This is a genomic window from Pseudoduganella sp., assembly GCF_041914865.1.
GTDB lineage: Bacteria > Pseudomonadota > Gammaproteobacteria > Burkholderiales > Burkholderiaceae_D > Rugamonas.
Genome location: NZ_JAYSCO010000022.1, coordinates 52602 through 78144, shown reverse-complemented (window position 1 = coordinate 78144; position 25543 = coordinate 52602). Strand labels below are relative to the sequence as shown.

20 protein-coding genes are annotated in these 25543 nt (G+C 64.8%); 7 read left to right on the top strand and 13 right to left on the bottom strand.

The features are described from left to right. Window positions 1–63 precede the first annotated feature (63 nt). The 3 genes from ACE3TQ_RS12755 to ACE3TQ_RS12745 are packed head-to-tail and all read right to left on the bottom strand — an operon-like array spanning window position 64 to window position 4041. Window positions 64–1086 (bottom strand): S1/P1 nuclease, encoded by a 1023-nt coding sequence (locus ACE3TQ_RS12755; protein ID WP_374582592.1) that lies wholly within the window; start codon window positions 1084–1086, stop codon window positions 64–66. Beyond that, the gene (locus ACE3TQ_RS12750; protein WP_374582590.1) at window positions 1083–2339 is read right to left on the bottom strand and encodes a phospholipase D-like domain-containing protein; all 1257 of its coding nucleotides are present in this window, start codon (window positions 2337–2339) and stop codon (window positions 1083–1085) included. The genes ACE3TQ_RS12755 and ACE3TQ_RS12750 overlap by 4 nt, the downstream gene beginning before the upstream one ends. 13 nt (window positions 2340–2352) lie before the next feature. Continuing rightward, window positions 2353–4041 carry a bifunctional UDP-sugar hydrolase/5'-nucleotidase gene (locus ACE3TQ_RS12745; protein ID WP_374582589.1) on the bottom strand — a complete coding sequence of 563 codons (1689 nt, stop codon included), beginning with the start codon at window positions 4039–4041 and terminating at the stop codon, window positions 2353–2355. Between the two features lie 184 nt (window positions 4042–4225). Here ACE3TQ_RS12745 and ACE3TQ_RS12740 point away from each other — a divergent pair, with 184 nt between their 5' ends. The 5 genes from ACE3TQ_RS12740 (at window position 4226) to ACE3TQ_RS12720 (ending at window position 9156) form a co-directional block, all read left to right on the top strand. Further along, entirely contained in the window at window positions 4226–4435 is a 210-nt protein-coding gene (locus ACE3TQ_RS12740; protein ID WP_374582588.1) for a hypothetical protein, read from the top strand. Window positions 4436–4490: 55 nt separating this feature from the next. Then, the gene (locus ACE3TQ_RS12735) at window positions 4491–5408 is read left to right on the top strand and encodes a RimK family alpha-L-glutamate ligase (protein WP_374582587.1); all 918 of its coding nucleotides are present in this window, start codon (window positions 4491–4493) and stop codon (window positions 5406–5408) included. Next, window positions 5405–6739 carry an HlyD family secretion protein gene (locus tag ACE3TQ_RS12730; protein WP_374582586.1) on the top strand — a complete coding sequence of 445 codons (1335 nt, stop codon included), beginning with the start codon at window positions 5405–5407 and terminating at the stop codon, window positions 6737–6739. Before ACE3TQ_RS12735 ends, ACE3TQ_RS12730 begins: the two co-directional genes overlap by 4 nt. Further along, window positions 6736–8829: a peptidase domain-containing ABC transporter gene (locus tag ACE3TQ_RS12725; RefSeq protein ID WP_374582585.1), complete on the top strand. Its 2094-nt coding sequence runs from the start codon at window positions 6736–6738 to the stop codon at window positions 8827–8829. Before ACE3TQ_RS12730 ends, ACE3TQ_RS12725 begins: the two co-directional genes overlap by 4 nt. A gap of 135 nt (window positions 8830–8964) precedes the next feature. Then, window positions 8965–9156 (top strand): hypothetical protein, encoded by a 192-nt coding sequence (locus ACE3TQ_RS12720; RefSeq protein ID WP_374582584.1) that lies wholly within the window; start codon window positions 8965–8967, stop codon window positions 9154–9156. A gap of 76 nt (window positions 9157–9232) precedes the next feature. Here the strand turns inward: ACE3TQ_RS12720 and ACE3TQ_RS12715 are convergent, their stop codons facing one another. From ACE3TQ_RS12715 to puuE, 7 genes are all read right to left on the bottom strand, one after another. Further along, complete coding sequence (locus ACE3TQ_RS12715) at window positions 9233–12676, bottom strand: TonB-dependent receptor domain-containing protein (protein WP_374582583.1); 3444 nt, start codon at window positions 12674–12676, stop codon at window positions 9233–9235. 430 nt (window positions 12677–13106) lie between these two features. Next, window positions 13107–14531, bottom strand: coding sequence for an adenosine deaminase (locus ACE3TQ_RS12710; protein ID WP_374582582.1), 1425 nt, complete (start codon window positions 14529–14531; stop codon window positions 13107–13109). Between the two features lie 29 nt (window positions 14532–14560). Further along, window positions 14561–15874 carry a guanine deaminase gene (guaD, locus tag ACE3TQ_RS12705; protein ID WP_374582581.1) on the bottom strand — a complete coding sequence of 438 codons (1314 nt, stop codon included), beginning with the start codon at window positions 15872–15874 and terminating at the stop codon, window positions 14561–14563. A gap of 3 nt (window positions 15875–15877) precedes the next feature. After that, window positions 15878–16816 (bottom strand): xanthine dehydrogenase accessory protein XdhC, encoded by a 939-nt coding sequence (xdhC, locus tag ACE3TQ_RS12700; RefSeq protein ID WP_374582580.1) that lies wholly within the window; start codon window positions 16814–16816, stop codon window positions 15878–15880. A gap of 1 nt (window position 16817) precedes the next feature. Next, window positions 16818–19163, bottom strand: a complete 2346-nt coding sequence (gene xdhB / locus ACE3TQ_RS12695; protein ID WP_374582579.1) for a xanthine dehydrogenase molybdopterin binding subunit — start codon at window positions 19161–19163, stop codon at window positions 16818–16820. Beyond that, the gene (gene xdhA, locus ACE3TQ_RS12690; RefSeq protein ID WP_374582578.1) at window positions 19160–20629 is read right to left on the bottom strand and encodes a xanthine dehydrogenase small subunit; all 1470 of its coding nucleotides are present in this window, start codon (window positions 20627–20629) and stop codon (window positions 19160–19162) included. The genes xdhB and xdhA overlap by 4 nt, the downstream gene beginning before the upstream one ends. 79 nt (window positions 20630–20708) lie before the next feature. Then, window positions 20709–21659: an allantoinase PuuE gene (gene puuE, locus ACE3TQ_RS12685; protein ID WP_374582577.1), complete on the bottom strand. Its 951-nt coding sequence runs from the start codon at window positions 21657–21659 to the stop codon at window positions 20709–20711. A 92-nt stretch (window positions 21660–21751) separates the two neighbouring features. Here puuE and uraH point away from each other — a divergent pair, with 92 nt between their 5' ends. After that, window positions 21752–22105 (top strand): hydroxyisourate hydrolase, encoded by a 354-nt coding sequence (uraH, locus tag ACE3TQ_RS12680; protein WP_374582576.1) that lies wholly within the window; start codon window positions 21752–21754, stop codon window positions 22103–22105. A gap of 4 nt (window positions 22106–22109) precedes the next feature. Here uraH and ACE3TQ_RS12675 read toward each other — a convergent pair whose 3' ends face one another. The 3 genes from ACE3TQ_RS12675 to ACE3TQ_RS12665 all read right to left on the bottom strand — a co-directional run bounded on the left by ACE3TQ_RS12675 (window position 22110) and on the right by ACE3TQ_RS12665 (window position 24155). Beyond that, complete coding sequence (locus ACE3TQ_RS12675; RefSeq protein ID WP_374582574.1) at window positions 22110–22598, bottom strand: NADH-quinone oxidoreductase subunit B family protein; 489 nt, start codon at window positions 22596–22598, stop codon at window positions 22110–22112. Between the two features lie 89 nt (window positions 22599–22687). Further along, entirely contained in the window at window positions 22688–23524 is an 837-nt protein-coding gene (locus ACE3TQ_RS12670; protein WP_374582572.1) for a helix-turn-helix domain-containing protein, read from the bottom strand. A gap of 88 nt (window positions 23525–23612) precedes the next feature. After that, window positions 23613–24155, bottom strand: a complete 543-nt coding sequence (locus tag ACE3TQ_RS12665) for a hypothetical protein (RefSeq protein ID WP_374582571.1) — start codon at window positions 24153–24155, stop codon at window positions 23613–23615. Window positions 24156–24233: 78 nt separating this feature from the next. Here ACE3TQ_RS12665 and ACE3TQ_RS12660 point away from each other — a divergent pair, with 78 nt between their 5' ends. Further along, window positions 24234–25523, top strand: a complete 1290-nt coding sequence (locus tag ACE3TQ_RS12660; protein WP_374582570.1) for an HlyC/CorC family transporter — start codon at window positions 24234–24236, stop codon at window positions 25521–25523. The last annotated feature ends 20 nt before the right edge of the window (window positions 25524–25543 follow it).

Sequence of the window (25543 nt, the reverse complement as noted above, 5' to 3'; positions counted from 1 at the left end):
ACAATCTATGCGCGAAGCGCATAGATTGTCCGATTGTCAGACCTGACCCCGAATTGGTTTTGGTTAAGGCCAGATTTTTTGCAGCATGGCGGCCAGGTTGTAGCCGCCTTTGATCAGCTGTTCGCGTGCAATAGCGGAGGATGGCACAGGGTAGCTGTCCGGCACGCTCATTGCCCATACTGTGTAGCTGGCGCCGCTGCGGCTGGTCTGCTTGGTGGCCAGGCCTACTTTCACGTCGGCGTAGGCTTGCTTGGAGACGGCCAGCGAGTCGTTGGCCCATTGCGCGGGCCAGGTGCTGACGTCGCCCTTGGCCCGGGTAATGGCTGGCTTGCCGTTGATGGCCCATTGGCTGAAGCCGTCCACCGTGCGCTGGCTGCTGCGGCGCATGGCGTAGTCGACCACGGTGGTGTCCCAGTAGGAGTGGAACGGCTTGGTCGGGTACTTCGATACTTCGGCGTCTTCGCCCGGGATGGTCTTGGCGCTGGCTGCTTTCAGCGCGGCTTCATCCATCTGCAGGTTGTTGCCGCCGCGCGAGTCGAAGATGTTCAGCGAGTCGACTTCCTTCTCGTCCTTCGGCACCACGAACTTGCCTTCCTTGTCGACGAAGGCGGCGCCCACGTGCAGCGGCTGGTGGATGTCGCCAGCCAGGTGGGTCAGGATCAGCAGCGCCTGGCGCTTGCTGAACTTGCCGTCGCCCTTGCCTTGCAGGGTGGCGATGCATTGCTGCAGCGTCTGCACGATATCGTGTTCGGCGGTGCCCACGCCGTGCAGGTGGTATTCGGTCAGCTGGAACGGCACGTCGGTGTAATGGTATTCGCTGTGCTTCGGGTGCGCGGCGACGTAGTCGTTCATTTCCTGCGATTGCGGGCCGCAGAAGGTGCCTTTCACGCAGTCGGCCCAGTTGGCGATCTTTTCCAGGTTCTCGCCCGGCTGCAGCAGCGCGCCGACCTGCTTCTCGGCGTTGGAGCCTTTGATCAGGTTGTCGGCGATGGCGCCCACGATGCGGTGGCCGTTGTTGCCCCAGGCCAGGGCGTTGTTGGCGGCGAAGGCGCCGGCCAGGGCGGCGATCAGTGCGAGTTTCTTCATTCTTCTTTACCTTTGTTCGGTTTCGGGTAGTCCTTGTTGATGTCGATCGGCTGCGCGTAGGGCGAGGACCATGCCTGTTCCTGCACCGCGTACAGGCGCTTGGCCATGGCTTCGTTGCGCATCACGACTTCCAGGTTGCGCGACAGGTCGAAGTAGCCGCCGGCCCAGTTGCTGGTGCCAATCCAGGCCAGCTTGCCGTCGATGACCATGGTCTTGCTGTGCCACACGCGTGCAAACGGGATGAAGCCGGTGCTCGCCTTGGGCAGCGTGACGATGCGGATTTCGACGTTCGGCAGCATGGCCAGCGATTTCAGGTGGCTGATGGCCGGCTTCTCGGTGTTCCAGTTGGACACCAGCAGCTTGACCTTGACGCCGCGCGTGGCGGCGGCGCGCAGGGCGTTGTCGACCACGGCGTAGAACGGGCGCGTGCCGTTCGGGCCGTAGCTCAGTGGCGCGTAGTCCAGCATGGAGACGCGGATCTCCTGTTTGGCGTCGGCCAGCAGCGCCGGCAGCACGGCTTCCGAATCGGCTACGCCGACCGGGTTGTAGGCGGCCGGGCTGGCGACCAGGAAGCTGGCGTCGGCCGGCACGGCGGAGACCATTGCTGCAGCGTTCGGGGCGCTGGCCAGGATCGCGGCCTTGGCCTGCAGCGGCGCCACGGTCTTGCCGGCGGCCAGCGCGGCCTGGGCGTTCCAGTCCTGGTCGAACACGGCCTGCACCTGGGCCGCTACCTTGGCGTCGCTGATGCGCAGGCCGGTCTCGTGGATGTGGGTGAAAGCGCGCCAGTCGAAGTTCTGGCTGCCGACGAAGGCGATGCTGCGGTCCACTATCAGGTACTTGGCGTGGATGATGCCGTTGCCGGTCAGCTGGTTCACATCCAGCACGCGCATTTCCAGGTTGGGGATGGCGCGCAGGCGTTCCACCGTGGCCTTTTCCGACAGGCCGCTGACGCCCTTCTTGTCGATCAGGAAGCGGATCTTCACGCCGCGCTTGCCGGCCGCTTCCAGGCGCTCGATCACTTTCTCGAACGGCGCGCCGGGCACGCTGGCCACGTAGAACTGGCCGATGCAGATTTCCGATTTGGCGTTGTCGAACATTTCGCTCCACACTTCGATCGGGCCGCGCAGGTCGTCGCTTTTCAGCGTGGTCTCGATGGGCGCGGTCTGCACCAGCTCGAAGCCCGGCACCTGGAATGCGGCGTGGGCGGAGGCGAAGCAGCACGACAGCGCGGCTGCGAGGAGATAACGGCGCATAGCCATCCTTTCTTTATTTGATGCGCACAATGCGCGGGACGGCGCCATGGGTGCCGGCCGGTTTGTTGTCATGTTCCAGGCGCTGCAGGTAGCTGCGCAGCGAATCGGTATCGCGCACGCCGGTCGGCGCCAGGTTGCTGCCCTGGCGGAAGGTGACGAAGCCGTCGTTGCCTTCGGCCAGGAAGTTGTACACCGCCACGCGGTAGCTGGCGCCATCGTCCAGCACCACGCCGTTCAGCTTGACGCTTTCGCGCACGATGCGCTGGCCCAGCGGCTGGCGCGCATCCCAGGCGTAGGTAAAGCCTTCCGACACCTGCAGCACGCCGCGCTTGTCGGCCTCCACGCCGCCCCACTGCCCTTCCAGCAGGGCGATGATCTGGGCGCCCGTCAGGTTCATGACCACGATCTCATTCGCAAACGGCAGCACCGCCTGCACATTGGCGACGTTGACCACCTGGCCGGCGCCGGCTTCCAGGTGGGTGCGGATGCCGCCGGTATTGGTAAAGGCCAGCTGCGCGCCCCATTTGCGGCCGGAAGCGAGGATGGCGTCCGCCACCAGCTGCCCCAGCGGCGATTCGTCGGCGTTGGGCATCAGGGTGCGGCTGATCGACGGCACCGCCAGGCGCGCCACCGGCTTGCCCAGCTCCACGCTGCTGCGCGCGCGCAGCGACGCCAGCAAGGCATCCACTGCCGGCACGGCGGCATGCTTGCCCGGCTCCACCACGATGTTGCGCGCGCTGGTATCGACCACCTGGCCGGTCTGGCGGTCCACCACCAGCGAAATGCGCGACAGCATATGGCCGTAGCGCTCGGCCTGGGTCACCAGCCTGCCGTCCACCCGGCACAGGTAGCCGTTGTGCGAGTGGCCGCTCACCACCACGCGTACCGCCGGATCAAGGCGCTTCACCACATCGACGATATCGCCGTCCAGGTCCTGGCAGTATTGCTGGTCGTAGCGCGCCTTGGTATGGCCGCCCTGGTGGATCAGCAGCATGAACACCGTCGCCCCCTGCGCGCGCAATTCGGGCAGCAGGCGGTTCACGGCTTGCGCTTCGTCGATGAATTGCAGGCCGCCGACGCCGCCGGCCGCCACCAGTTCCGGCGTCGCCTTCAGCACGGCGCCGATCAGCGCCACCTTCACGCCCTTCACTTCCTCGATACGGTAAGCGGGGAACAGCGGCTGGCTGGTGCGGCTGTCGATCACATTGGCCGCCAGGTAGCTGAACTTCGCGCCCTCGTGCGGACCGAACTGGCAAGCCTTGTCCGGGCGCGGCGAATTGGCGCAGCCGCCCTTGGCCTGGCGCAGCAGCTCGATGCGGCCGTTGTCGAATTCGTGGTTGCCGACCGAGGTGGCGCGCATGCCGATCAGGTTCAGGGCCTGGATGGTCGGCTCGTCGGCAAACATGGCCGACATGGCCGGGCTGGCGCCGATCATGTCGCCCGCCCCCACCAGCAGCAGCTCCGGATCTTCCTGGCGCCAGGCGTGCAGCGTGGCGGCCAGCGCATCGATGCCGCCCGCCTTGCCGCCTTCATCGAAACGCGTTGCTTCCAGGTGGCCGTGCAGGTCGTTCAGCGCGGCGAAGTTGAGCTCAACGTGGTGCTCCGGGCGCGGCGCGGCGCATCCAGCGAACAGGCTCACAGCGGCAAGCAGGGGGAAAACGGCTTTCATCGGGGCGGCAGCAATGACGGCGAAAGCACGCATTGTACAGCGCCAAAACACAAAAAAAACCTCCGCTGCACCGCCCGCCCGCGGCGCGTTATCAACATCGCCAATAAATTTAAGTAGTGATAATCCGCGACATTTACATGACTATTTATTGAGTATGATTCGGGCCGGATTGTAAAATCCTTAATATTATCTACTTACTACTTTTTTAGGAGTAACTATGCATCCGTTTTCCCTGAGCAAAGAGCAGATCGAACAAGTCAGCGGCGGCACCGAAGTAAGCAATGTGCTGCGCGAAGGCGGCGGTGAGTGCAGCATCCTGAACTACGAAACCGGCCTGCAGCCGACCCAAAAGCTGAACGAAGACGGTGGCGAGCTGACCACCATGGCCATCGGCGAAGAAGGCGGCCTGCCAGCTGAAGAGATCTAAGCTGCCCTAACCCCAGGATGGCCGGCGCCGGCCATCCTTGCCAAGAAAATCCAGCATGAAACACATCGTTCTCGGACACCCCAGCGACGCCCACGTCACCCACATGCTTGCCAGCCTGGCCGCTGGCGGCTTCCAGGCCCACCTGATCGATACATCCAGGTTCCCCGGCGAACTGCAGCTGAGCCTGCGCCCGCAACATGGCGGCGGCACCCTGCGCCTGGCCGACGGCACCCTGCTCGACCTGGAACAGATCGGCTCGGTCTACTGGCGCAATTTCTGCGGCGTCGGCCAGGGCACGCGTGCGCGCGCCCCGCGCGGCAGCCTGGACGATATTGCCTATTACGACAGCATGGCCTGCATCCGCTCCTGGTTCCAGGCTGAATTGCCGACGCGCTGGTTCAATTCCTGGACCGCGTTCCAGTCGCACCAGGAAAAGCCGCACCAGCTGCGCCTGGCGGCCCAGGCCGGCGCGACCATCCCGCGCACCTATATCGGCAACGATATCGAGCAGGCGCGCGCCTTCTGCGCGGCGGAAGGTGACGTGATCTTCAAGCCGGTGTACGGCGGCGCCCATACCGAACGCATTACGCCGCAGCACCTGGAAAGCGCCCATATGAGCAAGGCGCTGGCGCTGGCGCCGATCACCCTGCAGCAGTTCGTGGCCGGCACCAACGTGCGCACCTACGCCATCGGCGACCAGCTCTTTACTGCCGAGCTGAACAGCGGCAATATCGACTTCCGCACCGACCGCGACATGGAGATCCGCCCGATCGAGTTGCCGCCCGCGCAGGCGGCCCTGGTGCCGGCCATCATGCGCAGCCTCGACCTGAACTGGACCGCCATCGACTGGCGCCGCGACCACGACGGACGCTACTACTTCCTGGAAGCGAACCCGAGCCCGATGTTCCTCGGCATGGAAAGACGCAGCGGCTTCCCGCTCGGCGACACCTTGCTCAAGGCCATGACCGCATGAAGCAAGCGGACGCGCCCACCCCGCCAGCCGCGACGCAGCCCTTGTTCCGCCCGGAGGTGGCGCAGGCGCAGTCGGCTAGCTGGCTGGGCTCGATCCGCCTGACGCATACCATTCCGGGCACCATGGTGGCCATGGTGTCGTTCGCCATTGCCATCGCTTTCGTCGCGTTTGTCGCGCTCGGCAGCTTCACGCAGAAAGCGCGGGTGGGCGGGCTGGTGGTGCCCGTCAACGGCGCCCTGGCCATCACCACGCCGCAGGCCGGCACCCTGGTGCGCGCGCTGGTGGCCGAAGGCAGCAGCGTCAAGGCCGGCGACGTGCTGTTCGAATTGTCGTCCGACCGGCAGCAGGGCGGCGGCGAACTGAGCACGCTGATCGCCCAGCAACTGGCCATCCGCCGCGAGGCGCTGCAGTCGGAACGCACGGCGCGCATTGCGCTCGCGCGCGAAAAGCAGCGCGCCCTCGACGCCCGCATCGCCAATGCAGAAGCCGAGCAAATCCAGCTCGGCAACGAAGTCAGGCTGGCCACGCGCCGCAAGGCCCTGGCCCAGCAAAGCGTCAGCAAGTACGAAACGCTGCAGGCCAGCGGCTTCGTCTCGCAGGCGCAGGCACAGCAGAAACAGGAAGAGCTGATCGATGTCGAGTCGCGCCTGAGCGCACTGGCGCGCAGCCAGAACCAGCTGGCCAGTACCCTGGTCGACCTGCGCGCCGAACGCGAGCAGTGGGACAAGGACCTGGATGCCGAACTGGCCCAGTTCAAGCGCGCGGAAGCGAGCCTGGAGCAGGAGTCGGTGCAAAACCATGACCGCCGCCGCACCCTGGTGGTGGCGCCGCAGTCGGGCACCCTCACCGCCCTCAATTACCATGTGGGCCAGGCGCTCAGCGCCGGCCAGGCCCTGGCCACGCTGGTCCCCGGCCCGGCCGATGCCAGCGCGCTGGAAGCCAACCTGTACGCGCCCAGCCGCACCGCCGGTTTCGTCAAGCCCGGGCAGCAAGTCCTGATCCGCTACCAGGCCTTCCCCTACCAGAAGTTCGGCCTGCACGGCGGCGAGATCATCGACGTCAGCCGCACCCCGTTCGCCCCCAGCGAGCTGCCGGGCAATATCGCCGGCACCATCCTCGGCAACGTGGCGCATGGCGGCGCCCCGAACGAGGCGCTGTACCGCATCCGCGTCAAGCTCGCGCGCCAGGAGATCCAGGTGTACGGCGAACGCCTGGCGCTGAAACCGGGCATGACGCTGGAAGCCGACATCGTGCAAGACCGGCGCAGGATCTGGGAGTGGATTGCCGAACCGCTGATCGCCATCGCCCCGCGGCAGAAGAATGACGAATGAAAACCATCCTGCAAACTGAATCGAGCGAATGCGGCCTGGCCTGCATCGCCATGGTGGCCGCGCACTTCGGCCACCAGACCGACCTGGCCGAATTGCGCCGCAAGTTCTCCATCAGCCTGAAAGGGGCCACCCTGAACCAGCTGATGCGCCATGCCAGCAGCCTGCACCTGTCGTCGCGCCCGCTGCGCCTGGAACTGGAGCACCTGTCGCAGCTGCAGCTGCCGGCCATCCTGCATTGGAACCTGAACCACTTCGTCGTGCTGTCGAGCATCAAGCGCGACCTGCGCGGCAAGCTGACGGCCACCATCCACGATCCGGCGACCGGCGAACGCAACTACACCTTGCAGGAGCTGTCGCCACACTTCACCGGGGTGGCGCTGGAACTGAGCCCGACACCCGAGTTCGAAGAAAAGAAGGAAGCGAAAAAGGTCTCGATCTCCGAGCTGACCGGCAAGGTGGTCGGCCTGCGCTGGGCCATCGCCAAGGTCATCATGCTAGCGGTGGCGCTGGAAATCTTTGCCATCACCGCCCCCCTGTTCAACCAGTTCGTGATCGACGAAGTGGTGGTGAACGGTGACCGCGAACTGCTCAAGGTGCTGGTGCTGGGCTTTGGCCTGCTGCTGGTGACGCAGTCGGCCATCAGCCTGGCGCGCAGCTGGGTGCTGATGCGCTGGGGCACCGACGTCGCGCTGCAATGGTCGACCCGCGTCTTCACCCACCTGACCCGCCTGCCCGCCAGCTATTTCGAAAAGCGCCACCTGGGCGACGTGGTGTCGCGCTTTGGCAGCATGACCTCGATCCAGACCACGCTCACCAGCCTGTTTGTGGAAAGCATGCTGGACGGCCTGATGACCCTGCTCGCCTTCGGCATGATGCTGGCCTACAGCCCCAGGCTGACCTGCATCGTGCTGCTCGGCCTGGCCGCCTACGTCGCCCTGCGCGTGCTGGCCTACCACCCGCTGCGCGCCGCCTCGCAGGAGCGCCTGGTGCTGTCGGCCAAGGAGAACAGCCATTTCCTGGAAACCGTGCGCGCCATCGTGCCGCTGAAGCTGTTCGGGCGCGAGGTGGAGCGGCGCGCGCGCTGGCTCAACCTGAAACAGGACGTGATCAACCGCGACATCCAGACCCAGAAACTGGGCATCCTGTTCAAGGTCGGCAATTCCGCCATCTCGGGCGTGCAGGGCCTGCTGCTGTTTTATGTGGGCGCGCTGCTGGTCATGGACAATGCGCTGACGGTCGGCATGCTGATGGCCTTCACCAGTTTTTCCACCACCTTCACCAGCCGCATCTTTGGCCTGGTCGACCTGTTCGTCAACGTCAAGATGCTGGGCATGCATGCCGAGCGCCTGGCCGACATCGTCAAGGAGCCGGCCGAGCCGGACGATCCCTTCGAGGCCGACGTCAGCCGCATCGCTCCCGCCATCACCCTGAGCAATGTGCGCTTCCGCTATGCCGAGGGCGAGCCGTGGATCCTGGACGGCATCGACCTGCATATCCCGGCCGGCCAGAGCGTGGCCCTGGTCGGCCCCAGCGGCTGCGGCAAGACCACCTTATGCAAGCTGATCCTGGGCCTGCTGCCCCCGACCGAAGGCGAGATCCTGGTTGACGGTATCCCGCTACACCAGCTCGGCCTGCGCGCCTACCGCAGCCTGATCGGCACCGTGATGCAGGACGATGTGCTGCTGGCCGGCTCCATCATGGACAACATCAGCTTCTTCGAGAGCGGCGCGAGGCTGGACAAGGTGCAGCACTACGCCCGCCTGGCCGCCATCCACGACGACATCGCCGCCATGCCGATGGCCTACCAGACCCTGGTGGGCGATATGGGCAGCAGCCTGTCGGGCGGCCAGAAGCAGCGCGTGCTGCTGGCGCGCGCCCTGTACAAGGAGCCGAAGATCCTGGCCCTGGACGAAGCCACCAGCCACCTCGACGTGCGCAACGAGGCCCGCGTGAACCAGGCGCTGGCCGAGCTGAACCTGACCCGCATCATGGTGGCGCACCGCCCCGAAACCATCAACGCCGCCGAGCGCGTGATCGGCATCCAGAACGGCAAGGCGCTGGAAGTGCGCAACGGCCGCGCCGCCGCCTGAAGCGCAGAGGGGGCCGCCGCCCCCCGTCTCCACGGTAACTTTTTAAATAAAAGCAATATTGCTTTTTTAGTAACTGCGCGTATGATGTGCGCAGGGTGGCCACCCCTATCTTTTAACTTTTTAACGAGAGACAACATGCATCCATTTTCCCTGAGCAAAGAACAAATCGAACAAGTCAGCGGCGGCGACCTGAGCGACGGCGCGACCAACCTGATGCTGGAAGGCGGCCAGATTGACCCGATCAGCGTGCCAGCCAAGGAAGACGGCCGCGAAACCACCCTGGCCCTGGGCGAAGAAGGCGGCCTGCCACCGGAGTACCTGGCCTGAGCTTTTCTCCAGGCGTAAAAAAAAACGGCCAGCTTACGCTGGCCGTTTTTGTTTCAGGCTACTTCAGGCGAGTCGCTTAGAACTCGTACTTGAAGGTCGCTTGCAGTGCCCACTGCGACACGTTGGCGTCGGTCTTCAGGTTGTACGCCTCCAGGTTGTCACGGACCTTGTAGATGTACTTGCCGGACGCATCCACGCCAGCGTAATCCACGAAGCTACGTGCATTCGCGCCGCCCAGGCCGGAGGTGCTGCTGCCCTGGTAGGAGATGTCATACACACGGCCCCAACGCTTGTTCAACAGGTTGCCCAGGTTGAAGATGTCGAAGGTGAAGGATGCCTTGTGGCCAGCGAACAGGCTTGGCAGCTCTTGCGAGATGCGCATGTCGAAGCTGTTGGTCCATGGCGCGAACGAGGTGTTGCGGCCAACCACTTTGCCCTTGGCGTTGCGCAGGGCGCGCGAGCCTTCCACCACGGCCCAGAACTTGTCTTCGTTGGCGTGGTTGGTAGCGGTGTCGCCCTTGAAGATGACTTCGCCCGAACCTGGCTTGGACGGGATGTACATCAGGTCGTTGCCGGTGACGCCGTCGCCGTTCATGTCGTTGTTGAAGGTCCAGCTGTATGGCTTGCCGGTACGGCCTTCGTAGAACAGACCCACCGAGGTACGGTAGTTGCCCCAGAAGGCTTTACGGAAGTTGACCATAGCAGCGACACGGTCCTTCACCAGGTAGCTGGAGTTCGCCAGCACTTCTTCGTTCGGGTTGAACACGGAACGTGCGAACCAGTTGGTGCCCGAGGTGGAAGCGGTCAGCGGCGACACTTCCTTCGAATCGGTGTAGGTGTACGACATGGACCAGCCGAAGCCGCTCATCAGCGGACGGCTCAGGCTCAGGGTGGCCAGCTTGCTGTAGCCTTCCTTGGTGTTGACTGCGTTGAACACGGTCAGGAAGGAGTTGTTGCTGCCAGCGCGGTTACGCAGGCCCGAGCAAGCGGTACCGGTGTTGATGGATGCGCCGGTCGATGCGTTGAAGCAGTCGGTGTTGTAACCCTGGCTGGTCCAGTACAGGTCGCGGCCATCGGTGCCCTTGCGGGTTGGTGCGCCCAGGTTTTCGTTACGGTAGTAAGCCATCTGGTTGGTCTTGATCTTCAGCAGTTCAGCCGAGAAGATCACGCCGTTCCATGGCAGTTCGGTATCGAAGGCCAGGTTGGCTTTCCAGACGGATGGCTGCTTCAGGCCGCTGGCCAGCAGGTCCACCGCCTGCGCTGGGACAGCGCCTGGCAGCGAGGTGACTTGCTTGGTTGGGTCAGCCTGGAAGATGCCGGATGGGCAAGCCGGGGTGCTGCTGTTGGAGCAGCTCAGGGTGCGGGTGGCAACACCGCTGTTCTGGAATGGGTTACCCATCCACACGCCCAGGGCCGAACCCTGGAACAGGCCCAGGCCGCCGCGGATCTGGGTCGGACGGTCGCTCACGCCAGGCAGCTTGTAGTTGAAGCCGAAGCGCGGCTGCCACAGTTTCTGGCCGTCGAAGGTGTGGGTGTTGTCCAGGCCGAAACCACCGGTGGCGCGGCCGCCCACGATCGGGCCAGGCGCTGCCGCCAGGGCTGCGTTCACGGATGGGCGCTCATCGATCTTCATCATGTCCAGGCGCACGCCGGCGATCACGGTCAGGCGGTCGTTGACGGACCAGGTGTCCTGCACGAACAGGCCGTAGTCCTTGGCGGTAAAGTTGGCCACCGCTTCTTCCAGGGTGTGGCCTGGCAGTGCAGCTTGCACGGTGTAGGTCGATGGACGGCCTTTGCGGAAGTTTTCCAGCACGGCAGCAGCGAACTCGGCGTTGGTGTTGACCTTGGTGTCGCAAGCCAGCATCTTGCCGCCCAGCGATTCGTAGGCCACGTTGGTCAGACAGCCGAAGGTGTAGGCGCCGTTCACGTTCTGCAGGAACGCGTTCATGACTTTGTTGCTGTTCAGGTCACCGCCGAACTTCAGTTCGTGCGCGCCCAGCGACCAGTTGGCGCCAGCGTACACGTCCTTGGTGCGGGTGCCCAGCACGTTGCGGTGACGGCTGGCTTCGGTACCGAAGAGCAGGCCGCGTTCGGAGGTGGACACGCCGCTGCCGGCGCCGTCTGGCAGCGGGCCGCCGAAGTTCAGGCGGATCGATGGCAGCACGGAGTTCAGCGCTGGCACGGACTTGTAGTCACGGTCCGAGAATTTCAGCTCGGTCGAGAAGTTCGAGGTCCAGTCGGAGGTCAGCTGGGCCACCTTGGTTTCCAGCGACTTGACCTGGTTGTACCAGTAGCTGCTCAGGGACAGGGAGGAGGTGCCGGAGCCTGGGAAGAATGGGTTGGTTTCTTCAGTCTTCGACCAGCGTACCATGGCGCGGTGGTCGTCGTTGATGTTCCAGTCCAGCTTGACCAGCTTGTCTTTCACTTCCAGCTGCTTGCCGCCGGTTTCGCCGACCACGCCGGCGTCGATGCCGTAGGCTTTCGCTGCGGTGACCGCATCAGCGATCTGGCCGGTGGTCAGGCCGACGTTGGTCAGGCCGGAGCCGATCGGGCCCGATGGCATGGTGTTCTTGGATGGGGAGGCGGTCTCTTCGTAGTTGGCGAAGATGAACAGCTTGTCCTTGATCAGCGGCGCGCCGATGGTGGCGCCCTTGGTGGTGTTCTTGGCCTTGGCCGGCTCAACGTAGGTGCCGTTGGTCGGGTTGTAGCGGTCGCCGATCATCTTCTCGTTCTGGAAGACGTAGTAGACCGAGCCCTTGACGGTGTTGGTACCGGACTTGGTCACGGCGTTGATGTTGCCGCCGGTGTAGCCCTTCTGGGTCACGTCGTAGTTGGCCACGTTCACCTGCACCGACTGGATCGCTTCGATCGAGATCGGCTGCTTGGACATTGGCGAGCCGTTGGCTTCCAGGCCGAAGGTGTCGTTCACTGCCACGCCGTCGATGGTCATGGAGTTGAAACGGGAGTTCTGGCCGGCCACGGACAGTTCGCCGCGCTCTTTGTCGGTCTGCGACACGCGTGGGTCGATACGGGCGTAGTCTTGCAGGTTACGCTGGATCGAACCCTGGATGGCCAGTTCAGCGGAGGAAATGCTGGAGCCGGAACCCATAGTGGTGCGCGCGAACTTCTCGCTGCGGCTGGCAGCGGAGCCGGCGATGGTCACGGTCTGCATGGCCTGGCCGATGGTGGCGTCGACCGAGGCGGTTTCCGCCACTTCGACGAAGACGTTCTCACGCTTCTCGGAGATGCCGTTTTTGGTGATGGTGATGGTGTACGGGCCGCCGGCGCGCAGGCCGCGGGCAACGTAACGGCCTTCGGCATCGGTGGTCACGGTGCTGACCGAACCGGATTCCACGTGCAGCACGTGCACGGTGGCGCCAGATGCTGGCTTGCCGTCGGACGCGGAAATGCGGCCGCCAATCGCGGAAGTGGTGTTCTGTGCCAGCGCTGGCGCTGCCGCCAGAGCGATGGACAGGCTCAACGCGATTTGCGTCAGCCGAAGCCGTTTATGATTCATCATTGATATACCCCAAAAGAGAACAAAATATTGGTAAATGTCGGCAACCTACTGCAGTGTTGCCGCATTTGCGCTTTTTACTAAAATGTTGCAAAAATAGTAGCCGCCCAGCGATTTTAGGCACCGTTGATGACAAGGGTGCGACAGCTTTATGACGATTTTGTGACGCCTGGGACTTCCCAGATGCAGTGGACGTATCTTTCCGTCAACTATGCCTGAAAGGCGCCTTCCAACACAAATTCATTTTCCTTTACGTATTTATACGCAAACAAAATAAATTGCATATCGTTATATGTTTTTTGGTAATTACTGGGGGCTTTAAGGCGGCATTATAAAGAATCGGCGCCGCTTGGAGGGAAATGCAAGCTTGGGGATTTGTAACGCAATGCTGGCACTTGTGGCGAAAGGGCCACAAGTGCGCGCAAAAAGTAGCTTACTTCAGCGAAGCTGCTACCTCGGCTTCGAACTTGGCGAAACGCGCGTCCAATTGTTTCAACAGGCGCTGTTTGTCGGCATCGGCCAGGAAGCCGTAACGGATGCTGTCATATGACAGCTTTTTCACTTCCGCATAATTGGTTTTGTAGCGGCTGGCAAACAGCACGTATTCGTTCGACAGGGTGTTGCGGCTGACGCCGGTATCGTCGCTCGACAGCACAAACGGCACGCCGTACTTGCGGTAAATGTTAATCGGGTGCGCCTCGCCCTTCACGCCCAGGATGAATTCGTTGGAAGTCAGGTTCACTTCCACCGGAATATTTTTCTCGCGCATCTTTTTCAGGATGGCGAGCGGCTGGCTCTCGTGGGCGATATCCATGCCGTGGCCGATGCGCTTGGCGCCGGCGATATCGATCGCTTCCGCAATGTGGAACTTCAGGCCTTCCGGCGGCACCTGGCCCAGGGCCAGTTCACCGGCGTGCAGCGACAGCTTGACCTGCGGGTACTTGGCGCTCAGGAACTTGAACATGCGCATGTGCAGCTTGTAGTCGCGCATGGAGACGGGATAGTGCTCGGCGCCGACAATGTTCACCGACACCACTTTCGGGTTCTGGCTGGCGATCTTGAAGCCGGCCGCCATTTGCGAAAACACGATGGACGGCGACAGGAAACGCAGCACGAACGGCTGGTAGCGCATGGTGAAGTGCTCGTCGTCGATGCCGGCGCTGCTGCTGTCGACATAGGCGCTGTAGTCAGCGATGCCCTTGTTGAAGGCCGGGCTCGCTTCGAGCTTGGCCAGGTAGGCGGCAAAGGCGGCTTCGTCGGTCAGCTTGCCGTCGAATTCGGCGTCGAAGGTGATCGGTGCGATTTCGAATACGGTTTCGATATAGCTGACATTCTCCGCGATCGCACGCTCTTTCAGGCGCTTCTGGCCGTCGTTGCCATTGGTCGAAGCAACGCCGTCAAAACGCAGGAAGGTGGTGAAGAAGGCCAGGTCGGGCGGCAGCTGGTTCTGCGTATGGTTGTAGAAGTCCATGGTGGACCACTTGTGCATCAGCGAGCGGTAGGCGATCGGGTCCTTTTCCAGCTCGGCCACGGTGGCGCAGTTCTTGCGGTCGGCCGCCTTGTCGGTCTGCACGCTCCAGCTGGTCTTGTCGATGCAGTAGCCGAGCTTGTCGACCCACTCCAGGTATTGCTCGGCGTAAATGGAACCCGAGTAATGGTGGTGCAGGTCGGCGCCCTTCGGCATATTGTTGAAGAACATGGCCAGCTCGGCGGTCTTGGGCGCCGGACCGGCGACCAGCGAAGCGAAGTGGCGCGCGGTGGCATCGGCATTGGCGTTGCCGGAGGCGGCGCCGGCCGGCGCCGCGAAGGCAGCGGCGACAGCGGTGGCGATCAACAGGCTGGTCAGGTTCTTTTGCATGGTTTCTCTTTCAGCGTCAGGGGTCGTGGTCAGCCCTGCTTCCGCTCATGCACCAGGCGCCCGCCCGAATAGCTGGCGGCGATGGCGCGGTCGTCCCCCAGCAGCGCCAGGGCGAACAGCTGTTCTTCCAGGCTGTCGGTGTTGGCGCTGCGGCGTGCCAGCAGCGGCGTGGCCTGCGGGTCGAGGACGATGAAATCCGCTTCGCGGCCGGCGGCAAAACTGCCGATCGTGTCGTCCAGGTGCAGGCTGCGCGCGGCGCCCAGCGTGGCCAGGTAGAACATGCGCATGGCAGGCAGGTAGCTGCCCTTCAAGCGCGCTACTTTATAGGCTTCATTCATGGTTTGCAACATGCTGAAGGAAGTGCCGGCGCCGACGTCGGTGGCCAGCGACAGCAGCATGCCGGCCTGGTCGGCCTGCTCGAAATCGAACAGGCCGGAGCCGAGGAACAGGTTGGAGGTCGGGCAGACGGCGGCGGCGGCTTTCGTCTCAGCCATGCGGGCGCGGTCGGTTTCGTCGAGCCAGATGCAGTGGCCGTAGACGGCGCGCGGACGCATCATACCGTAGCGGTCGTACACGTCCAGGTAGCTGCGCGCCTCCGGGAACAGCTGCTTGACCCAGGCGCATTCATCCTTGTTTTCCGAGACGTGGGTCTGCAGGAAGGTGTCCGGGTACTTGCGTGCCAGCTCGCCGGCCAGCTGCAGCTGCGCTTCGCTCGAGGTGGGGGCGAAGCGCGGGGTGATGGCGTACAGCGAGCGGCCCTTGTTATGCCAGCGCTGGATCAGGGCCTCGGTGTCCTCGGCGCCGCCTTCGGCACTGTCGCACAGGAAATCGGGGCAGTGGCGGTCCATCATCACCTTGCCGGCGATCATGCGCAGGCCGCGCCCTTCGCTGGCGGTGAAGAAGGCGTCCACCGATTGCGGGTGCACGGTGCAGTAGACCATGGCGGTGGTGGTGCCGTTGGCCAGCAACTGGTCGAGGAAGAACTCGGCCACCTGCGCGCCGTGCGCAGGGTCGGCGAACTGGCGCTCGGTCGGGAAGGTGTACTGCTCCAGCCATGGCAGCAGGCCCGGCGCCGGCGAGGCGATCATGTCGGTCTGCGGGTAATGCACGTGGCTGTCGATAAAGCCGGGCATGATGATCTTGCCGCGATAGTCCTTGACCTGGGTGCCCGCCGGCAGCGTGGCGGCCAGGGTGGCGTAGTCGCCTGCGGCGCTGACCTTGCCGTCCACCACGACCAGCAGGCCGTCCTCATGCCAGGCGTGGGCGCGTTCGTTGAAGGCCGGATCGGCGTGAAAATGCAGCAAGCCCGCTCGGTAGGCTTGCACGCTGGATTGCTTGTTCATGCTTTAGTCTTTCGCCTGGGATTCCCAGACCATTAGTAGTTGTGCTGCCACCGACGCGGCGATGACGGCCGGTGCTTTGTTGACGATACCCGGCAGGCCGACCGGGCAGACCATGCTGGCGGCGCTCAGTCCCTTGGCCTCCATGCGCGCGGTGAACTGGGCGCGCTTGGTTTTGGAGCCGATCAGGCCGAACCAGCCGACATTGTCGCGCGCCAGGATCGCTTCGCACAGCTGCTGGTCGAGCGCGTGGCTGTGCGTCATGACCAGGTAGCTGGCGCCGTCCGGCGCTTGCCCGACGCAGGCCTCCGGCGTGTCGGTGGCTTCGATCGTTACGTTGGGCGGCACATGTTCGGGGAACATGGCGTCGCGTTCGTCGACCCAGGTCACCGTGCAGGGCAGCTCGGCCAGCGCGCGCACGATGGCGGCGCCGACGTGGCCGGCGCCGAATAGTACCAGATGGGCTTTCGGCGCGTTGACGGCGTCCACCAGCCAGCGGCGTCCGCCGGCGTCGGTGCGCAGGTGGGTTTGCGCGTGCCGTTCATCCACCAGGCGCGATTCGGGCGCGCCGTCGATGGCCACGATACGGCAGCTATCTTCCTGGCGCCGCTGGCGCAACTGCGCCAGCACGTCTTCCAGCGCGCCCTGCACCACTTCGAACAGCAGCCATACCACGCCGCCACAGCATTGGCCCAGGCTTGGCCCGAGCGGGAAGCGCTCCAGCCGCGGCGCCGGTACCGGCGCGCTAGCGGCGGACGCGGTGGCGAGCATGTCGCGCGCGATGGCCAGGGCTTTGTGTTCCAGGTGGCCGCCGCCGATGGTGTCCTGCTGGCCGTGCGCCGTGACCAGCATGTGGGTGCCCGCCTCGCGCGGCACCGAGCCTTCGGCGCGCGCGACCGTGACGAGGACCGCCGGCGCACCGGCTGGCGTCAGCCAGTCAGTCATCTCAACCTGCCGTGGCCGGCGCCAGCGCCGCTTCGACCGCGCCGATGGCGCGCAGGATTTCTTCGCTGGTGGCCGGCGCATTCAGCGGCGGGTTCACGCGATGCGCGCCGACCGCGGAAATCGCGTCGCGGATGGCGAAGAACACCGAGAACGGCAGCAGCAGCGGCGGCTCGCCGACGGCCTTGGAGCGGTGGATGGAGTCCTCCACATTGCGGTTGGCGAACAGCTTGACGCGGAAATCGGCCGGGCAGTCGGAAATGCCCGGGATCTTGTAAGTCGACGGCGCGTGCGTCATCAGCTTGCCCGCCGGGTTCCACCACAGCTGCTCGGTGGTCAGCCAGCCCATGCCCTGGATGAAGGCGCCCTCCACCTGGCCGATATCGATGGCGGGGTTGAGCGACTGGCCCGCATCGTACAAGGCATCGGCGCGCAACAGCTTCCACTCGCCGGTCAGCGTATCGACCACCACCTCGGACACCGCCGCGCCGTAGGCGTAATAGGAGAACGGATGGCCGTTCATGGTCTTCGGGTCCCAGTGCAGGTTGGGCGTGGCGTAAAAGCCGTCCGACCACAGCTGCACGCGCGCCAGGTAAGCCTTCTGCACCAGCGCCGCGAACGGCACGCTCTGGCCGTTCGCATGCACCTCATTGGCATAGAAGCGCACGGCGGACGCCTCGCCGCCCAGCGTGCGGGCCGCGAACTCGGCCAGCCGTGCGCGGATCTTGCCCGCCGCATCCTGCGCCGCCTTGCCGTTCAGGTCCGCGCCGGTGGATGCCGCCGTGGCCGAGGTATTCGCCACCTTGCTGGTATCGGTCGCCGTCACGCGCACGTGCGCCAGGTCCAGCCCCAGCTCGTGCGCCACCACCTGCGCCACCTTGGTGTTGATGCCCTGCCCCATCTCCGTGCCGCCATGGTTGACCAGCACCGAGCCGTCGACATACACGTGCACCAGCGCGCCGGCCTGGTTCAGGTGGGTCACGTTGAATGCAATGCCGAACTTCACCGGCGTCAGCGCCAGCCCGCGCTTCAGCACCGGGCTGGCAGCATTGTAGGCCGCCACCGCCGCGCGCCGTGCGCGGTATTCGCTGGTCTGCTCCAGTTCCGCCACCAGCTCGTGGATCACGTTGTCCACGATCACCTGGCCATACGGCGTCTGGTTGCGCTCCGTCTTGCCGTAGAAGTTCAGGCGGCGGATGTCGAGCGCATCGCGCCCCAGGTTGCGCGCAATCTCGTCGATCACGTATTCGATGGCAATGGCGCCCTGCGGGCCGCCGAAGCCGCGGAAGGCGGTGTTCGACTGGGTATTGGTCTTGCCGCAGCCGGCATGGATCTCCACGTCCGACAGGTAGTAGGTGTTGTCGAAGTGGCAGACCGCGCGCGTGGCGACCGGGCCGGAAAGGTCGGCCGAGAAACCGGCGCGCGAGGTCATGTCGACCTTGGCGGCCACGATGCGGCCCTCATCGTCGTAGCCGACTTCGTACTCGTAGTAGAAGCAGTGGCGCTTGCCGGTCACCATCATGTCGTCGTCGCGGTCGGCGCGCAGCTTGACCGGCTTGCCGGTGCGCGCGGCGGCAATAGCAGCCGACGCCGCCCACAGCGCCGATTGCGACTCCTTGCCGCCGAAACCGCCGCCCATGCGGCGGCACTCCACCGTCACATGGTGCGAATGCAGGCCGAGCGCATGCGCCACCACGTGCTGCATTTCGCTCGGATGCTGGGTCGAACATTGCACCAGCATGCCCCTGCCCTCCTTAGGGATGGCATAGGCGATCTGGCCTTCCAGGTAGAACTGCTCCTGCCCGCCCACATACAGCTGGCCCTTGACCCGGTGCGGGGCTTTTTCGAACGCCGCCTGCGCGTCGCCGCGCAGCAGCTTCATGGGCGGCAGCACATAGGAGCCGGCCGCCTTGGCAGCCTGCGGCGTCAGGATGGCCGGCAATTCCTCGTAGCCGACCACGCCGCGCTTGGCCGCGCGGCGCGCATTGGTATGCGAGTCGGCCACCACGATGAAGATCGGCTGGCCGACATACTGCACCAGGCCATCGGCCAGGATCGGGTCGTCGTGGATGATCGGGCCGCAGTCGTTAATGCCCGGGATGTCGGCCACTGTATACACCGCCACCACGCCGGGCGCGGCGCGCACCGCATCCAGGTCGAGCGAAGTGATGCGCGCGTGCGCCTTGGACGACAGGCCCAGCGCCGCATGCAGCGTGCCCTGCAGCTCGGGGATGTCGTCGGTATAAGTGGCCTGGCCCAGCACGTGCAGCTCGGCCGATTCGTGCGTGCGCGGAATGCCGACGCCGGTCCAGGTGGCGGCCTTCAGTTCAGGGGTGACAGGATGGTTCATGGCGCCTCCACGGCAAAGGCATTGACGGCATTGGCCGCCAGCGGCGCATCGCTGCGCGTCTCCAGCCAGAAGCGGCGCAGCAGGTTCTGCGCCGTCTTCATGCGGTATTCACTGCTGGCGCGCATATCGCTCAGCGGCGCGTAGTCGCGCGCCAGGGCGGCCATGGCGTCGGCCAGCGCGGCCTCGCTCCAGGCGCGGCCCAGCAGCGCGGCTTCCGCCTGCGCGGCGCGCTTGGGCGTGGCGGCCATGCCGCCGTAGGCGATGCGCGCCTCTGCGATGGCGTCGCCCTCCATGCGCAGGGCAAACGCCGCGCACACGGCGGAAATATCCTGGTCGAAGCGCTTGGCCAGCTTGTACGTGCGGAAGCGCACGTCGTCGCGCGGCAGCGGCACGCGCACGGCCTGCACGAACTCGCCCGGCTGCAGGTCCTTCTTCATGTAATCGAGGTAGAAGTCCTCCAGCGCCAGCACCCGTTCGCCGGCCGCGCCGCACAGCACGACCTGCGCGCCGAGCGCGATCAGCCACGGCATCGAGTCGCCGATCGGCGAGCCGTTGGCGACGTTGCCGCCCAGCGTGCCGGCGTTGCGGATCGGCAGCGAGGCAAAGCGCTGGCGCAGTTCGCCCAGCTCCTGCGGGTAGTGCCGGCACAGCGCGTTATAGGCATCCTCCAGCGAGACGCCGGCGCCGATTTCCAGCAGGCCGTCCTGCTGGCGCAGCACCTTGAGCGCGTCCACATGGCCGAGATAGATGATGTCGCCCAGCTCGCGCATCTGCTTGGTGATCCACAGCCCGACGTCGGTGGAGCCGGCCAGCAGCGTGGCGCCGGGATTGGCGGCGCGCAGCTGCACCAGTTCATCCAGGGTGCGCGGCGCCAGGAAGGTCTGGCCGTGCGCGCTGTAGACCGCCAGCGTGTCGCGCTTCAGCGCCTGCAGCTGCTCGGCCACGCGCGCGGCGTCGAATGCCACTTTGGGCAGCTCGCCCATGCGCTGGGCGGCGTCGATGATCGGGCGGTAGCCGGTGCAGCGGCACAGGTTGCCCGACAGGCAGTCGTCGATTTCCTTGCGCGAGGCGCACTGGCCGTCCTGCTTCAGGTACAGGCCCCACAGCGACATGGCGAAACCCGGGGTACAGAAACCGCATTGCGAGCCATGGCATTCCACCAGCGCCTGCTGCACCGGGTGCAGCGCGCCGTCCGGCTGCTGCAGGTCTTCCACCGTGAACAGGGCCTTGCCGTCCAGCGTCGGGGTGAGCTGGATGCAGGAATTGACCGCCTTCAGCTGCAGCTGGCCATCGGCCAGCGTGCCGACCACCACGGTGCAGGCGCCGCAGTCGCCCTCGGCGCAGCCCTCCTTGGTGCCGGTGCAGTGCAGGTCCTCGCGCAGGTGCTGCAGCACGGTCTGCGTCGGGGCGGCATCGCGTACCTCATGTACGGCGCCACGGTAGTAAAAGCGGATCGGTTCTGCCATCTTGGCCTCGCAATAGTCCCAGCTTGCAAGACTATCATTTCCACCACCCTGCCATATAAGAAAATGCTTATTTTGAATATCAGACGTTTCGCATATACGGGTGGTGCTGGTGCCAGTGCTCGGCAATGTCGATGCGGCGCGTGATCCACACCTTGTCATGGCTCTGCACATAGTCGAGGAAGCGCGCCAGCGCGGCGGCGCGCGCCGGGCGGCCCACCAGGCGGCAATGCAGGCCGATCGACAGCATCTTCGGCTGGTTCAGGCCATCCGGGTCCCCTTCCTTATAGAGTACGTCGAATGCGTCCTTCAGGTAATCAAAGAATTGCGTTCCGCTGTTGAAGCCTTGCATGGCGGCAAAGCGCATATCGTTGGTATCCAGGGTGTAGGGCACTATCAGCTGCGGCGTGGTGGCCGGCCTGCCATCGGCGCCGGTGTGCGCCACCTCCTGCCAGAACGGCAGGTCGTCGCCGTAATAGTCGGCGTCGTAGCGGAAGCCGCCATGCTCCACCACCAGCCGGCGCGTATTGGGCGAATCGCGCCCGGTGTACCAGCCCTGCGGCGCGCTGCCGGTCAGCTCCTTGATGATTTGCACTGCCTCCTGCATGTGGGCGCGCTCGGTCGCCTCGTCCATGTTCTGGTAGCTGATCCAGCGCAGGCCGTGGCAGGCGATTTCGTGGCCCAGCTCCTGGAACGCGGCCACCGCCTCCGGATGGCGCTGCAGCGCCATCGACACGCCGAAGATGGTCAGCGGCAGCTTGCGCTCCTCGAACATGCGCAGCAGGCGCCACAGGCCGGCGCGCGAGCCGTATTCGTAGATCGACTCCATGCTCATATGGCGCGCCGGGAAGGCGGCGGCGCCGATGATCTCGGACAGGAAGGTTTCCGACGCCGGATCGCCGTGCAGCACGCAGTTCTCGCCGCCCTCTTCGTAGTTCAGCACGAATTGCAGGGCCACGCGCGCCTGGCCGGGCCAGTTCGGGTGGACGGGGTTGCGGCCGTAGCCGATAAGGTCGCGCGGGTAGTTGCTCATGATCGCCTGAAAAGAATGGTATATGGGCAATAATATATTGGCGCCGCAGTACCAGTATATGATCAGCCGGATACACAGGATAAGGAATCGATATGGGAAAACTGAGCACGCACGTCCTCGATACCGCGCACGGCAAGCCGGGCGCCGGCGTACGCGTGGCGCTGTACGCGCTGGCCGGCAGCGGCCGCACGCTGCTGAAGGAAGATGTGACCAATGCCGACGGCCGCTGCAGCACGCCGCTGCTGGAGGGCGAGGCCATGCGCCCCGGCCGCTATGAGCTGGTGTTCGCCGCCGGCGACTATTTCGCGGCGCAGGGCGTGGCGCTGCCGGAGCCGCGCTTCATCGACCAGGTGATCATCGCGTTCGGCATCGCCCACGCCGACCAGAACTACCACGTGCCGCTGGTGGTGTCGCCCTGGTCGTATTCGACCTACCGCGGCAGCTGAGCCGCTAGTCGCGCTGCATGACGGCGCGCTCGCCGCGCCGCGCCTTCTGCTGCAGCTGCATCAGGCCGTACAGCAGGGCCTCCGGCGTCGGCGGGCAGCCGGGCACATAGACATCGACCGGCACGATGCGGTCGCAGCCGCGCACCACCGAGTAGGAGTAGTGGTAGTAGCCGCCGCCATTGGCGCAGGAACCCATCGACACCACATAGCGCGGCTCGGCCATCTGGTCGTACACCTTGCGCATGGCGCGCGCCATCTTGTTGGTCAGGGTGCCGGCCACGATCATCAGGTCGGCCTGGCGCGGCGAAGGACGCGGGCACATGCCGAAGCGGTCCATGTCGTAGCGCGCCGAGGCCGCCTCCATCATCTCGACCGCGCAGCAGGCCAGGCCGAAGCTCAGGTACCACAGGCTGTTGGTGCGCACGGTTTCCATCAGGCCGTCGAGCGACGCCAGGACATAGCCGTCGCGCTCCAGCGTTGCTTCCAGTTCCATTCTTTCCCCCTTTCGTTGGCAGCGCCACGATACGGGGAGCGGCGGGAAATGTATTGTATGGATGCGACAGGCGCGCCGCGCCGGTGCTGCTAGTCCTCGCGCGTCACCACCAGGCGCGACTCGCCCTCGTAGCGCAGCAGGCGCAGCTTGCCGGCCGCGTCGGCCGCCGCGCCCTCCATCAGGACGCCCGGCGGCATGCCGGTGAAGTGGACAAAGTCGCGCACCATATGGGCCTGGTCGTGGTAGCCGCAATCCATGGCCAGGCGGGTCAGCAGGCCGTGGCGCGGCGGCAGCAGCATCAGGCGGCCCAGCGCCTTCACATAGCGCGCCATGCGGCGGCTGTCGCGGATGGTCTGGCCGTAGCTGGCCAGGTAGCGCCGCTCCAGCGTGCGCACACTCAGGCCGCAATGGCCGGCAATCGCCTCGGTCGGCAGCGCCAGCGCGCTGGCCGGCAGCGAAAACGGCAGGCGCGCCCCTTCGCGCCGGCCCAGCAGCTGCAGCAGCCAGTCGGAGACGGCGGCCACCCACTGCATGCTGCCGCTCATGCGCTGCAGGCGCTCCTGCAGGCCGGCCGCGCCCAGCTGCGGCGCCAGCTCGTCCAGCGGCAGCAGGGTGTCGCGCAGCTCCGGTAAAGGAATGTCCAGCAGGCGCGCGAACTGGCCCGCCTCCACCATGGCGCTGATAAAGGTGGTGCCCGGCTCCCACACGGCCGGCGTCGGGCGCGTCAGGGCGCCCGACACCATGGGCTGGCTGCAGCGCCGCTCGCTGCCGTCCGGCGCGGCAAAGCGGGTGCCGCCGGCGATATAGAAGCCGATCATGGGGCAAGGGGTGGACGGCACGATGACCGGGCCGGGGCTGGAATGCTCGATATGGAAGTAGCGCACCACGCCTGCCAGGGCGGCAGGCGGCAAAATGGCCAGGCGCATTGGCGCCAATGTCACATCCCGGTCGCGCATGCCGGGCATTATAGGCCAGCGCCACGGCCGCTGCTGGAGCGGCCGGCGCTGCGTCCCGTCAGAACTTGATGCCGCAGGTATCCAGCGCGGCCATCCACTTGATATACATCCGGTCGGCGCGCTTTTTATCGTCCGGCATGGACGGCAGTTTCATCATTTCCGGGTCTTTCGCCAGGTCCTGGGCCGCGCAGCTGCAGGCTGCCTCCCGCCTTTTCCCGCCCAGTTTTTTCAGGAAAGCCAAAGCCTGGGATTGGGGCGCCATGCAAATGGTCTTGAACTCGCCGGCCAGCTTGCGCTCCACATACGGCCGGAAGCACTCATTCGTGCCCTTCGCCTCCACCGCCTGCACCACGGCCTGGTCGGCGTCGGTCGGATTGCGGGTGCTGGTCACCTGGGTGGTGCGCAGGCGTTCAATAAACAGGGTCCTGGAACAACCGCATGCCTTGGCCTGCTCCTCCGCGCTCATCTGCACCGCCGCCATGTCCACCTTCAGGCAGCCGCCATGGACGTTGGCAGCCAGGTGCTGGATCATTTTCTCCGGCAGCACCTCGGCCTGCGCCAGCGGCAGCAGCAGGCAAGCACACAACAGGATCCAACGCATCTTCGCTCCTTTAGTTATTAAATTATTAAGTATGGCAGCATGATAGAATTGCCCTCTTATTGACTTGTCGTGACGACCTTGGATACCGTTCCCTTGTGGGCGCAATTTGCCGCCCTCTCCTTCCTGATCCTCGCCTCGGCCTTCTTCGCGATGGCTGAAACGGCCCTGATGGCCGCCAACCGCTTCCGCCTGCGGCACCAGGCCAAACGCGGCAGCCGCCGCGCCATCGCCACCCTGTGGCTGCTGGAACGCACCGAACAGCTGCTGTCCCTGGTCCTGGTGGCCAATACCCTGATCAACGCCATGGCCATTGCCCTGGCCACCGCCATCGCCATCACCCAGTTCGGGCTGGAAGAGCATGTGATCGCGCTGTCCACCGTGGCCACCGTGTTCGTGCTGATCGTGCTGGCCGAGATTTCGCCCAAGATCGTCGGCGCGCGCTATGCCGACCAGATCGTGCTGCCGGCCTCGTTCGTGCTGCGGCCGCTGCTCTCGGTGTCCAAGCCGCTGCTGTGGTTCGTGCACCTGTTCGTCAACACCCTGCTGCGCCTGTTCCGCATCAAGCCCACCGGCCAGATCCACGAAGGCCAGCTGTCGGCCGACGAGCTGCGTTCGGTGCTGCTGGAAAACGGCAGCTTTATCCCGAAAAAGCACAAAAGCATCCTGCTCAACCTGTTCGACCTCGACACCATCTCGGTGGAAGACATCATGACGCCGCGCGCCCAGGTCGAAGCGCTCGACTTCTCGCTGCCGGTGGCCGAGATCAAGGCGCAGCTGACCACCTGCTTCCACAACAAGCTGCCGGTGCATGAAGGCGAGATCAACCAGGTGAGCGGCATCCTGCACGTACGCAAGGCCATCGCCCTGCTGAACGAGGAGGACGAGCTGACGGTCGAGCACTTCCGCGCCCTGCTGAGCGCCCCCTTCTTCATCCCGCAGGACACGCCGGCCTTTGCCGCCCTGCAGAACCTGCAGGAAAACAAGGAGCGCCTGGCCCTGGTGGTCGATGAATACGGCGAAGTGCAGGGCCTGGTCACGCTGGACGACATCATCGAGGAAATGATCGGCGAATTCACCACCTCGACCCCGAGCGCGGCGCGCGCCGACAGTTTTGGCTGGGATGCCCAGGGCGAATGCCTGCTCGAGGGCAGTACGGCATTACGTGACATCAACAAGCGTCTGGGTTTAAACTTCCCGCTGGATGGGCCCAAAACCTTGAATGGCATGTTGCTGGAAGTATTACAGGACATCCCCGATGCGCCGATCTCGGTCAAGGTGGGGAACTGCATCGTGGAAGTGGTGCAAGCCCAGGACCAGGCTATCAAAGTAGTGAAATTACGACGTCCGGAGCCCCGTCACGCAGAGTGAATCGTGCGGCGCTTTACAAA